Raw genomic sequence first — 15,582 nt, forward strand, 5'->3', positions numbered from 1 at the left:
GCCGGGTGGCCAAGCCGTCCGAGCCATCAGCGGCACCACCGCGTCAGCCATACCCCGCGCCCCTGGGCCTCACGGCCATACGCACTGGCCAGTTCAACCCGGGACGGAACCGTAGGGCCACCGCGTGGTCGTCGGGCGCTCGGGCACCCGCGCGGCCGGCAGCACATCGCCCGCCCGAGGGCCCACACGCGGGTGTGCGCCGCACCCTCTGCGCCGGCGTCGTCGCCGTGTGCCGGGCTCAGCGAACGGGTAGGCCTGAGGTGACGAGGACCGGAGCGATGAGGGAGGACGCGACGATGGCGATGGGCGACAAGATCGACAACAAGGCCGAGGAGTTGAAGGGGAAGGCCAAGGAAGGTGCCGGCAAGGCCACCGACGACCAGGAGCTGGAGGCCGAGGGCCAGGCCGACCAGGCGAAGGGCAACGTCAAGCAGGCCGGCGAGAAGATCAAGGACGCCGCGAAGGGCGTCGTCGGCGACAACTGACTGCGGCGCACCCGGTTGGGCCGTCCGAGTTGTCCGGCAAGGAGGACGCGGGCCTGCCTCGAGTTGACTGCGAGACCGGGTAGCCCGGCTACGGACGCGTGCCCACACCGGTCCTGAACTCCCGCACCCGCAGCGGGCCGCTGGTGTCCGGCGCAAGGGGTGGGGTGTCCAGGCCGGCGCCGTCGCGGAGGCCCTCCAGGAAGGCCCCGACGGCGTCGAGGGCGGTGTGCCGAGGCCACCACCCGAGTTCGTCGCGGGCCCGGCGCACGTCCATGATCGGTAACCGCAGCACGGCGTCGAACAGATGTGGGGATGCCGGCAGCAGGTGCAGTCCCCAGCCCACGGCGAGCGCGGCCCGGACCGCAGGAGTCGGTACCCGTACGGTGCGGGCGCGCAGCAGCCGGGCCAGTTCGCCGGCGTCGAGCACCGGGTCGGCGGCCAGGTTGAACGCGCCACGGACCGGGCGCAGCACAGCCAGCCGGAACGCATCGGCGGCATCGAGCGAGTGCAGCGCCTGAAAGCGCAGCCCAGGCAGGTCCGGCACGATCGGGAGCAGGCCCGGGCGGACCAGCCGGGCCGGCATCAGCGGGCCCGCGAACAACCGGCGCTGCCCGGTTGCCGCCTCTCGCTTGAAGATGAAGCCGGGTCGCATCCGCACCACCCGCAGGTCGGGATGCTCGGCCTCGACACCGTCGAGCACCCGTTCCAGGTAGGCCTTCTCCCGTGTGTACCCGGCGGTCGGCCACCCGTGCGTCGGCCAGCCCTCGTCGACCGCGCGGTCCTGCGGCCCCGGCGAGTAGGCCCCCACGGACGACGCGTACACCAGCGCGGGTACCCCGGTCTCGACGACCGCGCGGAACACCCGGATGCCGCCGAGCACGTTGACCCGCCAGGTGAGCACCGGATCATGCGTGGGTTGGAACAGCCAAGCCAGGTGCACGACCACGTCGGCCCCGCGAAGGAGTTCCACCAGGTCGTCGGAGGCGATGTCGGCCGTGGCCCATTCGACGCCGTCCGGCTGCCATCCCGGCCGTCGGCGGGCCAGCCCGAGCACCGAGGTGACCTCGGGTTCCGCCGTCAGCGCCTCCACGACGCTGGTGCCGACGTTCCCGGTAGCGCCCACCACCACGACCCGCATGTCGAGAGGTGTCACCACTGCGGTCCCCGGACAAACCCCCAGCCTCGGCGATCCCCGCGGGCGTGAATCGTGCGGCACTGCGCATCAACTGCGCGATCGGCGGGTAGGCCGACGTGTCGGGCCCGCCCGGGTCCATCGCAGTGGACCGATGCCGAGGAAGCCCCATGAGCCCGACCACCGCCGCGCAGTCCCTCTGGCTCGCTGCGCTGCCCGATATCCGCTACCCGGCGCCGGGCGCCGAGCGCGCCTTCGACGTTCTCGTGCTCGGCGGAGGCATCACCGGCCTCACCGCCGCGCTGCTGCTCAAGCGCAGCGGCGCGCGGGTCGGGGTCGTCGAGGCCGACCGGATCGGCACCGGCGCCACCGGCAACAACACGGCCAAGGTGACCGCGCTGCAGAGCACCATGCTGTCGCGGATCCGACGGACCCGCGGCGCCGACGTCGCCGCCGCCTACGCCGAGCACAGCCGCGCCGCCGTCGAGATGGTCGCGCAGCTGGCCGCGGAGCACGACATCGCCTGCGACCTGCGCCGCCGCGCCGCCTACACCGTCGCGGCCGAGGAGAGCGAGCTGCGGACGGTGGAGCAGGAAGCCGACGCCGCGCGGCGCGCCGGGCTGCCGGTCACGCTGACCGACGACGTCGATCTGCCGTTCGCGGTGGCCGGTGCCGTGGGACTCGCCGACCAGGTGGAGTTCCATCCGGTGAAGTACGCGTACGGGCTGGCCGCGGCGATCGACGGCGACGGCTGCCGCGTGTTCGAAGGCACGCGCGCGCTGAGCGTCGAGGAGGACCGCCCGATCTGCGTGCAGACGACGCACGGGCTGCTCACCGGTGAGCAGGTCGTCGTCGCCACGCACTTCCCGGTGTGGGACCGCGGGCTGTACTTCGCGCGGATGGAGGCGACACGGGCGTACTGCGTGGCGGCCCGGGTGCGGGGCGAGCCCTCCCGCGGCATGTCGATCACTGCGGGCAGTCCGAGCTGGTCGTTCCGCTCCGCGGGCGATCTGCTCATCGTGTGCGGGCAGGACCACCCCACCGGAGCCCGCGGCGTCGACGGGCAGCGCTACAGCGCGCTGGAGGACTTCGCCCGGCGGCACTGGGACGTCGAGGAGATCACCCACCGATGGTCGGCGCAGGACGCCCTGCCCTACGACCACACCCCGATGATCGGGACCTACACGCCGCTGTCCAGCCACATGTTCGTGGCCGCGGGCTATTCGAAGTGGGGTCTGTCCGGCGGGACGATGGGCGCCATGCTGCTCGCCGAGCGGATCGCCGGGGGCCGGGCGGCGACCGAGGTCTTCAGCCCGCACCGTATCTCCCCGCGGGGGCTGCCCACGCTCGCGCGGCTCAACGCCAAGGTCGCCGTCGACCTCGTCGGCGACCGGCTGGCCCCATCGGGGGTGACCTCGGCGACCGAGATCCCACCGGGCGAGGCGGGGGTCGTGCGCTCCGGCACCGACCGCGTCGGTGTGTACCGGGACGAGGCCGGCGGTCTGCACGGGGTGTCCATGCGGTGCACCCACCTGGGCTGCCTGGTGCGCTTCAACGGCGCCGAGCGCAGCTGGGACTGCCCGTGCCACGGGTCCCGCTTCGCCATCGACGGGACGGTGCTCGAGGGGCCCGCCGTCGACCCGCTGCCCCGCCGGGACCCGCCCGCCGGCGCGGCGGACCTGCCGTGAGCGAGCTGAGACGGGTCGCCGTCGGACACAGCACCGGGATGCACCTGTCACCCGGCCACCCGAGCCTGACGGGCCGGATGCCCGTCTGACCGGTGCAGTCGCCGATGGCCCACTCCGGAGCGCGAGGCGTCGCCGCACGCGTCGGTCGGCCGCAGCGGCGAGGGCCTGGGCGCATCCCACTGGGATGTAGACGAACTGGGTAATCCGCGGGTATCGCCGCCGGAAGCAGCTGTTCGAGGAGCGATGATGGCTCTGCTCCGCCCGACCGGGCTCGTCCGCCGCGCAGCGGGAACCGCGCTTCACCTCACCACGACCGGCGTGGGGCTGACAGCGGGTTCGGTGTCGCTGACGGCCGGGCTGGTGGCCGAGTCGACCCGGGTGGCCGCCCGGGCGGCCCGCGCCGCCACCGGCACCGCGACCGCGGTGGCCACCGCTTCGGTCGACCTCGCGAAGACCGTCGGCGTCGAGAGTGTCCGGGGCGCCGGCGCCCTGCTGACCGGCTCCGACCCGGTGGCCGACGGCCGGCTGGATCGGCTGGCCGACGTGGCCCGTGGGATGTTCGAGCCGCCGCGGGCGCGGCAGCGCCGTCGGGTGTGGACCACCCGCGGCCGGACCCTCGTGGAGCTCACCGCTCCAGCGGTGGAAGGCGGGCCGGAGGTCCGCCGTGCCCTGCGCCGCCACCTCGAGCGGCTCGAAGGCGTGGAGTGGGCGGTCGTCAACGATGTCGTCGGCCGCGTTCTCGTCGCGTTCGACGACAGGCGGATCACGGTCGAGGACGTCGTCGACGTGGTGACCGCGATCGAGCAGGCGCGTGGTGGACGGCAGGTCTTCCCGCAGCGGGAGGAACACCCGGCGGACCTCGAACCGCTGCTGGCCGCGCTCATCACCGCGGCTGTCGACACTGCAGCGATCGGCGCGGCCTACGCCGGGAAGCTGCTGCCGGTACCTGCGCTGACCCGGCACGCCACGCTCGCGCTCGCCCTGCTCGACTCCCAGCAGTGGATCAAGAGCGCACTCGTCGACCGGATCGGTCCGATCGGCACGGACCTCGCGTTCACCGGGACGAGCGCGCTGCTGCACGCGCTCACCCAGAGCCCGACCGTGCCCGCGCTCAACGCTGCGGCGGCCGTTCAGCGGGCGATGGAGATGCACGCCCGGCGCGCGGTGTGGCACCGGCGGGAACCGCAGCTGTGCCGGCCCGCACCGGAGGACGCGTCCGCTGAGCCGGTGGCGCCTCCGGGCGAACGGCCCGTTCCGCTGCCACCCGGGCCGATCGAGTCCTACCGGTCGCGGCTCGGTCCGACGGCACTGGCGTCCGCGGTCGGTCTGCTCGGGCTCACCCACGAACCGGCGCGATCGGCGGACCTGCTCAAGGGCCTGACACCCAAGACGGCGGTCCAGGGCCGGGAGGCGTTCGCCGCCGTGCTGGACCTGCTGATGTGCCGCCGCGGCGTGCTGCCGATGGACGGCTCCGCCTACCGCCGGCTGGACCGCGTGGACGCCGTTGTGCTGGACAGCGACGCGCTCTGCACCGGCCCGCCGGTCGTACTCCGGGCGAGCGCTGCGGCCGAGGGCTGGGACGAGGCCGCGGTCTGGACGACCGCAGCGCGGCTACTCGTCGCATCCGACCCGCCCGACCCGGAGGACGAGGGCCGTGACGACCGCGCACCCGGCGGTGTCCGGCTGGGGCCGCCGAAGGAGTCGCCGGACGTGGCGGGCGGTCAGATCCGCGGCCTGACGGACGGCGGGGAACGGGTGGGGGAGGTCGTCGTGGCCGCCGAGCTCGACCCGCACGCCGAGGCACTGCTCAAGGCCGGCGCCGGGGCCGGACACCGGCTGGTCCTCACCGAGCACGTCGGGGCGCGGGAGATCGCCGGACTCGTCGACGAGGTCGCGCCCGCCGGGGAGCCGCTCCTGGACACGGTGCGCCGGCTGCAGGCCAATGGTCGTGGCGTGCTGGCGGTGTCCGCGGTCGACAGCCCCGCGCTGCTGGCCGCCGACGTCGCCGTGGCCCCGGTCCGCCCCGGGTGCCCGCCGGCATGGGGCGCAGACCTGGTGACCGGGCCCGGTCTCGTCGACGCGTGCCGCATCGTCACGGCGACCGACCGGGCACGCGCGGTCAGCCGCCACGCTGTGGACACCGCGTTGACCGGCAACGTCCTCGGCGGTCTGCTCGCCGCGGTCGGGGACCCACGCCGTGGGCAGAAGAAGGCCACGACCCCGGGCAAGACGGCCACAGCGCTGACGATGGCCGTCGGAACGTGGGCCGCCCTGCGGCTGGATGTGCAGCCGCCACCCGCGCCGACCGTGCACACCCCGTGGCACGCGTTGGAACCCGAGCAGGTGCTGCGGCGGCTCGCCGACCGGCACCCGGAACCGGCCGGGCAGCGGAACCCGCTGTTGTCGCCGCTGCGGTGGGCGCGCGCGCTTCCCGGCGTCAGCGGGCCGGCTCGCTTGGCTCGCACGGTCGCGGCCGAGCTGTCCGATCCGCTCACACCGGTGCTGGGCACCGGCGCGGCGGCCACGGCGATCCTCGGCGAGGCCACCGACGCCGTGCTGGTCGGGAGTGTCATGGTCGGTAACGCACTGCTCAGCGGCCTGCAGCGGCTGCGGGCGGAGACGGCGCTCGAGTCCCTGCTCCTGGAGCAGGAGGTGGTGGCCCACCGCGAGACGGACGGCGGACGCGCGGACGCGCCCGCCACCGCCCTGCGAGTGGGCGACGTGCTGCTCGTGGAGCCCGGGGACGTGGTGGCCGCCGACGCCCGCCTGCTGGAGGCGATCGACCTGGAGGTCGACGAGTCCAGCCTCACCGGCGAGTCGCTGGCGGTGGCCAAGTCGCCGGCGGCAACGCCCGGAGCGGACGTCGCCGATCGCACCTGCATGCTCTTCGACGGCACCGCGGTGGTCGCCGGCAGAGGCCGAGCCGTGGTGGTGGCCGTCGGCGACGCGACGCAGGCAGGACGAGCCGCGACCGCCGCGGGAGCGGCGGCACCCCCGCCCGGTGTGCAGGCCCGGCTCGGCGAGCTCACCCGGGCGGTGCTGCCGCTGACCCTCGCCGGCGGCGCCGCGGTGGCCGTGCTCGGCATTCTGTGGCGGCGCCCGCTGCGCGAGGCGGTCCGGGCCGGTGTCGCGGTGGCGGTCGCGGCGGTGCCGGAGGGGCTACCGCTGGTCGCGACGGTCGCGCAGCAGGCCGCGGCGCGCCGGCTGTCCCGACGGGGGGCCTTGGTACGCAACGCACGCGTACTGGAGGCGCTGGGCCGGGTGGGCACCGTCTGCTTCGACAAGACCGGCACGCTGACGGAGAACCGGCTGCGGGTGGCCCGGCTGGTGCCGCTCGGCCCGGGCGGCGGGCCCCCCGAGAAGGAGTTGCTGCGCCTCGCCGCGGCGGGCGCCGGCACCGAGGACGATCATGCCCACGAGACCGACCGGGCGATCGTGGAGGCCGCGTCGGAGCGTGGGGTACGCGTCGAGGACGAGCCGGACGCCGCCCTGCCCTTCGCCGCCGGGCGCGCGTTCTCCGCGGCGGTGCGGGACGGCCGGTTGGTGGTCAAGGGCGCCCCGGAGAAGGTGCTCGGCCGGTGCGCCGAGGCGGGGGCCGCGCGGGAGCGGGTGCAGGCGCTCGCCGCCGAGGGGCTGCGGGTGCTGGTGGTCGCCGACCGCGAGGTCGCCGACCACCCCGACGACCTCGACGCCGCAGCGCAGCAGCTCACCCTGCGCGGGCTCGTCGCCCTCGCCGACACCGTGCGGCCGTCGGCCGTGGCCGCGGTGGAGCAACTGCGCGCCGCCGGGGTCCGGGTACTGATGGCCACCGGCGACCACCCGGAGACCGCGAGTGCGATCGCGGCACAGGCCGGTATCCCCGACGCCGACCGCATCGTGACCGGTGCCCGGTTCGCCCGGGCGTCCGACGCGGAGCGGACGCGGATGGCACGCGAGGCGGCCGTGTTCGCCCGCCTCTCCCCGGACCAGAAGGTGTCGCTGGTCGTGGCGCTACGCCGGGCCGGGTGCACGCTCGCGATGACGGGCGACGGGGTCAACGACGCCGCGGCGATCCGGCTCTCCGACGTCGGGGTCGGCGTCGCGAGTGCCGAGTCACCGGCGGCGCGCAGCTCGGCGGACCTCGTTCTCACCGACGCCGACCTCACCCGGCTGGTCGACGCCGTCGGCGAGGGACGTGCCATGTGGTCGCGGGTGCGTGACGCGGTGTCGGTGCTCGTCGGCGGAAATGCCGGCGAGGTGGCGTTCACCGTTCTGGGCACCGCGTTGGGCGGGCGAGCCCCGCTGGGGACCCGGCAGCTACTGCTGGTCAACCTACTCACCGACATGTTCCCGGCGCTGGCAGTCGCGGTGTCCGCGCCTCGGCGCAACACGGCCGATGCCGGGGAGGCCGTGGGACCGCTCGCCGCCCACCCACTGGAGGAGGTGTTACTGGCCGGGCCGCACCGCGGCTTCACCCGCTCGGTCCGGCAGATGGTGCTGGTCCGGGGCGCCGCGACGGCGGCCGGGGCGACCGGCGCCTGGGCGGCGGGCCGGGTGACCGGCTCCCACGGCCGGGCGAGCACGATGGGCCTGGCTGCACTGATCACCACCCAGCTCGCCCAAACCGCGTGGGCCGGCCGCCGCAGCCCACTGGTCCTGATCACCGTCACCGGGTCGGTCGCCGCCCTGGTCACCGTGGTGCAGACGCCGGGCGTCAGCAGGTTCTTCGGCTGCACCCCGTTGGACCCGCTGTCCTGGCTCGTGGTGCTCGGCTGGGCCACGGCCGGCGCCGCCGCAGCAGAGGTCGTCCCCCGGGTCGTGCAACGGAGACGATCCGATGCCGTCTCCGTCCCCCGGGCGTCGCAACCGCCGGGGTAGGGGCCGCACCCGGAGCGCGGCGGTGGCGATCGGTCTCCCCTCGCCCCGGCGAGGGTGGCGGCCGCCGGGGATCACCTGACCTCTCGGGTCCTCTCCACGGACCTTCTCCGGAGCGGGGCCGTCGAGCAGCGTGCGTCCGTCGCGGAAGACGACGCCGTTGGCGCACCGGGGCCTCGACCGCACCGCCGGCGAACTGCTCGGTGTAGAGCCGGGCGTAGAGGCCGTCGTAAGCCAGCAGTTCGGCGTGCGTGCCGCGCTCCATGATCCGCCCGTTCTCGACGCGAGGATGACGTCGGCGCCGAGGATTGCGGACAGCCGGTGCGCTATGGCGATGGTGGTGCGCTGCCGGGTGGCGTTCTCCAGCGCCTGCTGGACGAGGCGTTCGCTGACCGTGTCCAGCGCGCCGGACGCGGGCTCGTGAGCGGCGGCTCCCCCGGCCGCGGGTACATCAGGCCGGCGATCGAGAACCCTGTGTCGTCCGCGTGAACCGCTCGCGCGGCCTCTCCGCGACGGCCCGGGCCGGGGGCTACACGACGGCGTCGACCTGCCACATCAGGGCGCGGAGCTCGCGGCCCAGACCGATGCGGGGTGAACCGGTGTTGCAGGCCGCGGCCCACTCGTGTTGGTCCGCGGTCCGGACGAGGACCGCGTAGGTCCCGGGCAGCAGCCCGTCATGCTCACGGGTGCCCGCGGATGTCAGCGCCCACCCCCTGGCGTAGTCGGGGTTGACGGTGCAGGGCGCCGCCATCGCCGCGACGGTCGCAGGCGCCAGCAGATCCGGCGGTTGCGGGAACCCGTCCACGCGCAGCGCGAAGCGGATCACGTCACCCGGCGTCCCGAGCCAGCCGCCGTGGGCATCCATCCGGCGCACCCGCAACCGGTACGGCGCCTCCGTCCCCAGCCCGGTGTACATGGCCTCGCTCGGGTGTCGTTCGGCGGCCGTGTCCCCCGCGATCGTCATGCTGGTGGCCTGCGCCGGTCCGAGCACCTCGTCCCGGACGACGTCCGCGTAGGACCGGCCGGTCACCGCCTCGATCACCCGGCCCAGCAGGCAGTACCCGAAGTTGGAGTAGGCGTACACGATGCCCGGCTCGGCGGTGGCCGGCCGGTTGGCCAGCGTCCACGTGATCAGGTCCTCCTGCGACAGCGTCGGCTGAGAGAACATCGGGTCGTCACCGTCGTTCGACCAGCCGCCTGCGGTGTGCTCGAGGAGATGCCGGACGGTGATGTCGGTGGCGTCCGGGCCGCACGGGGTGCCGAACCTGGTGCCGAGGATCGAGCCGGCGCCGAACACACGGTCGTCGAGCGCCAGCCGTCCCTGCTCGATCAGCCGGAAGACGGCCGCCGAGGTGATCGGTTTGCTCAGGCCGGCGACGCGGAAGCGCGTGTCGAAGGTCACGGTCTCCCGGGTGATCGGGTTGGCGTAGCCGAAGACGTGACCGGCGACCGGGTTGCCGTTCCGGGCGACCGTGAGCGACAGGCCGGGCACGGCCCATTTCTGCATGAAGGGGATCACGAGTGCGCTGACCGGGCCGGCGTCCGGCCGGTCGGCGCTGGCGTCCTCCCAGATCGTGGTGTAGGCCGAGCCACCGGCCACTCCGTAACCGCTCACGTCGACCAGGCGGAGGCCGCGGCGGGCGGCCACATCGAACTCATGCTGGTAATGGCCGTCCGGCAGGTCGTGGCGGGCCGACCACGGGTGGCCCGGTGACATCTCCCAGATCGAGGCGAATCGCGGCACACCCCCGACCGCGTACCCCGCCACCTGGATCGGGCGGTACCCCTCGGCACTCAGTGCGTCGAACTCCCGCTGATGGGCCTGCGCGTCGAGTCCGTGCCGCGCCTGCCACGGCGGCCCGGCGTACTGGTCCCAGATGCCGGCGTAGCGCGCCTCGCCGGCCACCTCGTAACCCGACACGCAGCGAAGCCGCCAACCCGAATCCACCAGTTCGTCGAACAACGCCTGGTAGGCAGCGGAACTCAGGTCGTGCCGCGCGATCCACGGCAGGCCCACCTCCTGCTCCCAGATGGCACTGAAGAGGGTGCGGTCACCGAGCCGGAAGGCGCTCACGTGCGTGGGGCGCAACTGCTGCCGCTCGAGGGTGGCGACGACGGCCTGGTAGTCCTCCGCCGAGATCCCGTGCCGGGCCTGCCATTCGTTGCCACCCCGCCGCTGCCACACCCCGACGTAACGGTCGGCGCCGTTCACGGCGAATCCGGAGACCTTCACCAGCCGGTGGCCCTGGGCCACGAGCTGGTCGAACTGGTGCTGGAAATCAGGAGCCGAAAGGCCGTGCCGGCCCTGCCACTCGGTGACGATCACGTTGCTCCCCGGAGGCGCGTGAAGGCATTTCCGACACAAGGCTCGGGATTGGTCTACCTGCTGTTACCTACGGATCACCCTCCGTACAACCACATCGGTTCTCCACGCGCAGCCGGATCGATGGGCCGCCGGGTGCGGAGATCCACGCTTCGCCGGGCCGATCGTCGTCCGGCGCGGAGCTGCGTTCGCTGGTCCGATGTGCGGCTCGGCGTCGGGCACCAGGTTTTCGGCGAGCTCGAGAGCCTCCCGGAATTCAGGTCAAGAAGTGGCCGTAGTGGCCCGTAGCGTTCCGTCCACGGCAAGGCACAGGACCCGGGAGGACCGGCGTGAGGTCTACGGCCGACCCGCCGGCAGCGCCGCGCCCCAACGGCTCACCTCGGTCGATGACGACGAAGGAAGGCGAGAACCTGATGACCACGACCGGCAAGCTCGCGACCGGCGAACGTGCGGACCTGCTCCAGACTCTGGAGAAGCACCGCCACTTCCTGCGTTTCACCGTCCGTGACCTGACCGACGAGCAGGCCGCGCAGCGCCCGACGGTGAGCGCGCTGTGCCTCGGCGGGCTGATCAAGCACGTCGCGGCCACCGAGCAGGCGTGGATGGACTTCGTGGTCGGCGGCGCCGAGGCGATGACGGGCGGCGAGGAGGACCGGGAGGGTCGGTTCAACATGGCGGAGGGCGAGACCCTGGCCGAACTGCTCGATCACTACGAGCAGGTGGCACGCAGGACCGACAGGATCGTCTCGACACTGCCCGACCTCGACATGTCCCACCCCCTCCCGGAGGCGCCCTGGTTCGAGCCGGGCGCGAGGTGGTCGGCCCGCCGGGTCCTGCTGCACGTGATCGCCGAGACCTCGCAGCACGCCGGCCATGCGGACATCATCCGCGAGTCGTTGGACGGCGCGAAGACCATGGGATAGCGCTCTGACGGTGTCGGCCGATGATCAACCGGCTTCCTCGCGCTGCCCCAACCGGCCTCCACCGAGCACGCATCGCCCCCGTCACCCTCGTGAGCGTCTTGACCAATTGTGATCACCGCCACTACATTTGCATCCCTAACGATCGTTAGGCAGAGCCGGATCGAGCCCTGACGGGAAGGACGCCCACATGGATGTCGGTGTGCTGCTGGTCTTCCAGAACTGGCACGAGAACATGAGCGACGGCGAGATGTTCCGACAGGAAGCCGAGCTGGGCGTCCTCGCCGAGCAGTACGGCTTCGACTCGGTGTGGGCCGCCGAACACCACTTCGACGACTACTCGATGTGCCCGGACAACCTCCAGCTCATGAGCTACCTGGCCGGCCGGACGAGCACGATCAAGCTGGGCACCGGTGCGGTGATCCTGCCGTGGAACGACCCGCTGCGGGTGGTCGAGAAGGTGACGATGCTCGAGCACCTGTCGAACGGACGGGTGCTGTTCGGCATGGGCCGGGGCCTGGCGAAGATGGAGTACGAGGGCTTCGGCGAGGACATGAACGCCTCCCGGCAGAAGTTCGACGAGGCGGCCGAGCTGATCATGCGCGGCCTGCGGAACGGCTATGTCGAGAACGAGGGGCCCATCTACGTCCAGCCCCGCGTCGACGTCCGTCCCGGGCCGGACCCGGACTGGGACTGGACCGACCGGATCTACGGCGTGGCGATGTCGCCGGACTCGGTGCCCGCCGTGGCCAAGGTCGGCGCCCGGATGATGACGTTCATGCAGTACCCGGCCGAGCAGCACGCCCCGGCCATCAACCGCTACCGCGAGATCTACCGGGAGACCCACGGCCGCGAGCCCGCGCCGGTGCTCACCCAGGACTTCGTCTACTGCCACGAGGACCCCGAGGTCGCCGAGCAGACCGCGCGCGAGTACCTGAGCCGCTACTTCCTGTCGGTGATCAAGCACTACGACTTCGCCGGGTCGCACTGGCGGGAGACCAAGGGCTACGAGGCGTACCAGCAGGGCGCGGACATGATCCGTGAGGCCGGCATGGAGGCGGCGGGTGCAGGCTACGCCGACACCCAGATCTGGGGCACTCCGGAGCAGATCGTGGAGAAGTACCGGTACCGCCTGGAGGTGCTCGGCGACCACCAACCGAGCATCGCCCCGTCGTTCGCCGGGCTTCCGTTCGACAAGGTACGGGCCAGCCTGAAGCTGTTCGGCGAGAAGGTCGTCCCCGAACTGCGGAAGATGGGGGTCGAGGCGCCGGTCCCGGCCTGATGACGCCAGGGTGGCTCCGCCGGGCGGGTTCCGGCGGAGCCACCCCGTGGCATGGGTTCGATGCCGGCTGAGAACCTCGGCTCCGTGACGGAGGGAAAGCGCCGAGGTACCCGGTCCCGCGGAGGTGGAGATCTGACCGCCACCGACCAGCAACCCGCATCACCGGCTCGCCGCGCCGGCGCCCGCCGCGCCGAACTGATCGCGCTGGCCAGCCGCCTGTTTCGCGAACGCGGCTACCACGGCGTCGGCATGCGGGCGATCGCCGAGGCCGCCGACATGCAGGCCGCCTCGCTCTACCACCACTTCAGGAACAAGGAGGAGCTGCTCCTCGAGGCGATCTTCGTCGTCGACCGCGACCTGATCGTCGACCAGCTCCCCATCCTCGACGGCCCCGGCAGCCACCGCGAGCGGCTCACCCGGCTCGTGCGCGGACACGTCCTGCACATCGGCGACAACCGCGACGCCTGGTGGGTCGCCAGCCGGGAGCTCCGGGCGCTGTCCCCGGAACGGCTCGACGCAGTACAGGTCTATCGGCGCCGCTACCAGCACCGCATCGCGGAGTTCATCGCCGACGGCGTGCGCGCCGGCGAGTTCGACTGCGACGACCCACGCCTGGCCACACTGGCCGTCCTGGACATGATCAACGGGTTGAACGAGTGGTACTCCACATCGGGCCGGTTGAGCATCACGGAGCTGGCGGACCGGTACTCGGTCATGGTGCTGCGCCAGCTCGGAGCCCCGTAGCACCCCGGAGACCGATCGCGGGCGTCCTCCCGGCCACCCGCCAGGGCCGACCCGACGTCGGCGCGACCGCCACCCGGTGGGTCGCCGGCACGATGGAGGGGCTCTCCGGAATCAAGGACCGCGGGCTTCGCACAGATGCCCACCGGGAGCGCCGACTTCACGGCCACCACTTCGTGTTCGTGGTACGGGGCGGGAAGATCCGGTCGGTCAGGGAGTTCCTGGACACCGAGCACACACGGCGGTCTTCCTCGCTCCCTGCGCATCCGGGCGGGACGCGCGTTCGGGCCGGCAGCCGAACCCGGCCGGCGTCGTATCGGCGGCCGATCGGACGCTCCGGCTGCCGTCGCCCAGAGCATCCCGCTCCCCGGCTCTCGCGCCCCACCACCGTCCGACCCGAGTGGACGGTCGAGTCGCCCTACTTAGTGAAAACGATTTCCTTTAGTATCTAGCGCTGTGGAGTCAGGGTGGTCGGTCGCCCCCGGAGGGGGGACATCGCTTCCGGCACTCACCGTGCGTGGTCTCGTCCTCGAGATCGCCGGGCGGCGCGTCCTCAACGGCGTCGACCTGGATGTCGCCGCCGGGGAGCGGGTGGCGTTACTCGGCGCCTCGGGTTCGGGGAAGACCCTGACGGCGATGGCGGTGCTCGGCCGCCAACCGCCCGCGGCGGCGGTGCGCGGCAGCGTGCGCCTGCACGGCACGGAGGTCCTCGGTGTGGCTGCGGCCGGTCGCGGCCGCTCCCCCGGTGTGGCCGCGGTCTTTCAGGACTCCCTGTCGGCTCTCAACCCGCTGGTGCGCACCGGTACCCAGTTGTGCGCGCCGTTGCGCCGGCACGGCGGGCTCGGCCCCGAGGAGGCTCGTGCGGCCGCGGCCGAACTGCTGGCCTCGGTCGGGTTCGATCGACCTCGCCAGATCCTGCGCAGCTACCCGGGCGAGCTGAGCGGTGGTCAGCGGCAGCGGGTGTGCATCGCCCTCGCGGTCGCGTGCCGGCAGGGCCTCGTCCTGGCCGACGAACCCACGACGGCGCTCGACATGGTGACCCGGAACCAGGTGCTGGGGGTACTGCGTGCGCAGACCGGCGCGCGTTCGGCCGCTCTGCTCCTCATCACCCACGATGTCGCGGCCGCCGCCGGGCTGTGCGAGCGGGCCGTCGTACTGGACCGTGGCCGAGTCGTCGAGTCCGCCCCGATGGCCGAGATCCTGGACGCGCCACGGCACGAGTACACGCGTCTGCTCGTCGGCGCGGCCCGCGCGACGAGCCTCGTCCCGGCGCGGGCGGCCGGGGCGACCGGGCGCAGCCGACGTGGGGCCGCGCAGGAAGCCCCGGCCGGCGCCGCAACGGGCGTCGCGCTGCTGCGGGCCACCGGGCTGCACCGGTGCTACCGGGTGCGCGGGCCTCGCCTCCTGGGGCGCACGGATCCGGTGCGCGCGCTGCGCGGTGTCGATCTCGATGTGGCTGCGGGCGAGCGGATCGGCCTGGTGGGGGCCTCGGGGTCGGGGAAGTCGACGCTGCTGCGGGTCCTGCTCGCCCTCGAAGCACCCGACGCCGGTCGGGTGCGGTTCCGCGATCGGGGGATCCGCCCCGCCCGCACGAACGCGCTGCGCTGGTACCGGCGCGCGGTGCAGTACATCGCGCAGGATCCGGCGAGCTCTCTGGATCCCCGGATGACCGTCGCCGACCTGGTCGCCGAGCCGCTGGCCCGGCTCCGGGTGCCCGGCAACCACCGGGCCGCGATCGCGCATGCCCTGGAGCTGGTCGGGCTGCCCGCCGAACACGCAGCCCGGCGACCGCGCGAGCTGTCGGGCGGCCAGGCCCAGCGGGTCGCGATCGCCCGTGCCATCGCGACCCGCCCCACCCTGCTGATCGCCGACGAGCCGGTCAGCGGCCTCGACCTGCCGCTGCGTGAGCAGGTCGTCGAGGTACTCGACCGGATGTGCGCGGCCACCGGGATGGGTCTGCTGCTGGTCTCGCACGACCTGTCGGTGGTCGCCGCGCTGTGCGAGCGGACCGCCGTGATGTGGGCCGGGGAGATCGTGGAGGACCGGCCCACCGGCGCCCTGTTGGCCGCCCCCGAGCACCCCAGGACCCGGGAGCTGCTCGCCGCGGTCCCGGAGCTGCCGACCACCGACGCCCCCGTCCCCCGGGCCGGCTAGCGC

At 73.3% G+C, this 15,582-nt stretch carries 9 protein-coding genes; 7 read left to right on the forward strand and 2 right to left on the reverse strand.

Features of this window, described 5'->3' with window-relative positions; translation table 11 throughout:
• The first annotated feature begins 302 nt into the window (after nucleotides 1-302).
• Entirely contained in the window at nucleotides 303-485 is a 183-nt protein-coding gene (locus HF519_RS18750) for a CsbD family protein (protein ID WP_169414291.1), read from the forward strand.
• A gap of 88 nt (nucleotides 486-573) precedes the next feature.
• Here HF519_RS18750 and HF519_RS18755 read toward each other — a convergent pair whose 3' ends face one another.
• A complete protein-coding gene (locus tag HF519_RS18755) occupies nucleotides 574-1,623 on the reverse strand; it encodes an NAD-dependent epimerase/dehydratase family protein (protein WP_169414292.1) in 1,050 nt (349 codons plus the stop codon).
• Nucleotides 1,624-1,787: 164 nt separating this feature from the next.
• Between HF519_RS18755 and HF519_RS18760 the strand changes: the two genes are divergently transcribed.
• Together HF519_RS18760 and HF519_RS18765 are read left to right on the forward strand one after the other, a co-directional pair.
• A complete protein-coding gene (locus HF519_RS18760; protein ID WP_169414274.1) occupies nucleotides 1,788-3,305 on the forward strand; it encodes an FAD-dependent oxidoreductase in 1,518 nt (505 codons plus the stop codon).
• 246 nt (nucleotides 3,306-3,551) lie between these two features.
• Complete coding sequence (locus tag HF519_RS18765) at nucleotides 3,552-8,162, forward strand: cation-translocating P-type ATPase (protein ID WP_169414275.1); 4,611 nt, start codon at nucleotides 3,552-3,554, stop codon at nucleotides 8,160-8,162.
• Nucleotides 8,163-8,688: 526 nt separating this feature from the next.
• Here HF519_RS18765 and HF519_RS18770 read toward each other — a convergent pair.
• A complete protein-coding gene (locus HF519_RS18770) occupies nucleotides 8,689-10,485 on the reverse strand; it encodes a serine hydrolase (RefSeq protein ID WP_169414276.1) in 1,797 nt (598 codons plus the stop codon).
• A 383-nt stretch (nucleotides 10,486-10,868) separates the two neighbouring features.
• Between HF519_RS18770 and HF519_RS18775 the strand changes: the two genes are divergently transcribed.
• The 4 genes from HF519_RS18775 to HF519_RS32960 all read left to right on the forward strand — a co-directional run bounded on the left by HF519_RS18775 (nucleotide 10,869) and on the right by HF519_RS32960 (nucleotide 15,579).
• The gene (locus HF519_RS18775) at nucleotides 10,869-11,405 is read left to right on the forward strand and encodes a DinB family protein (protein ID WP_169414277.1); all 537 of its coding nucleotides are present in this window, start codon (nucleotides 10,869-10,871) and stop codon (nucleotides 11,403-11,405) included.
• A gap of 187 nt (nucleotides 11,406-11,592) precedes the next feature.
• On the forward strand, nucleotides 11,593-12,684 hold the full coding sequence (locus HF519_RS18780) for an LLM class flavin-dependent oxidoreductase (RefSeq protein ID WP_169414278.1): 1,092 nt from the start codon (nucleotides 11,593-11,595) through the stop codon (nucleotides 12,682-12,684).
• A gap of 84 nt (nucleotides 12,685-12,768) precedes the next feature.
• Nucleotides 12,769-13,428 (forward strand): TetR/AcrR family transcriptional regulator, encoded by a 660-nt coding sequence (locus HF519_RS18785; RefSeq protein ID WP_169414279.1) that lies wholly within the window; start codon nucleotides 12,769-12,771, stop codon nucleotides 13,426-13,428.
• 510 nt (nucleotides 13,429-13,938) lie between these two features.
• Complete coding sequence (locus HF519_RS32960) at nucleotides 13,939-15,579, forward strand: ABC transporter ATP-binding protein (protein WP_169414280.1); 1,641 nt, start codon at nucleotides 13,939-13,941, stop codon at nucleotides 15,577-15,579.
• Nucleotides 15,580-15,582 lie beyond the last annotated feature (3 nt).

The organism is Pseudonocardia bannensis, from assembly GCF_012911875.1.
Lineage (GTDB): Bacteria > Actinomycetota > Actinomycetes > Mycobacteriales > Pseudonocardiaceae > Pseudonocardia > Pseudonocardia bannensis.

Coding starts and splice junctions, on each gene's coding strand:
- HF519_RS18760 (WP_169414274.1), top strand. CDS start 1,788: ATGAGCCCGACCACCGCCGCGCAGTCCCTCTGGCTCGCTGCGCTGCCC.
- HF519_RS18755 (WP_169414292.1), bottom strand. CDS start 1,623: ATGCGGGTCGTGGTGGTGGGCGCTACCGGGAACGTCGGCACCAGCGTC.
- HF519_RS18750 (WP_169414291.1), top strand. CDS start 303: ATGGGCGACAAGATCGACAACAAGGCCGAGGAGTTGAAGGGGAAGGCC.
- HF519_RS18775 (WP_169414277.1), top strand. CDS start 10,869: ATGACGACGAAGGAAGGCGAGAACCTGATGACCACGACCGGCAAGCTC.
- HF519_RS18780 (WP_169414278.1), top strand. CDS start 11,593: ATGGATGTCGGTGTGCTGCTGGTCTTCCAGAACTGGCACGAGAACATG.
- HF519_RS18765 (WP_169414275.1), top strand. CDS start 3,552: ATGGCTCTGCTCCGCCCGACCGGGCTCGTCCGCCGCGCAGCGGGAACC.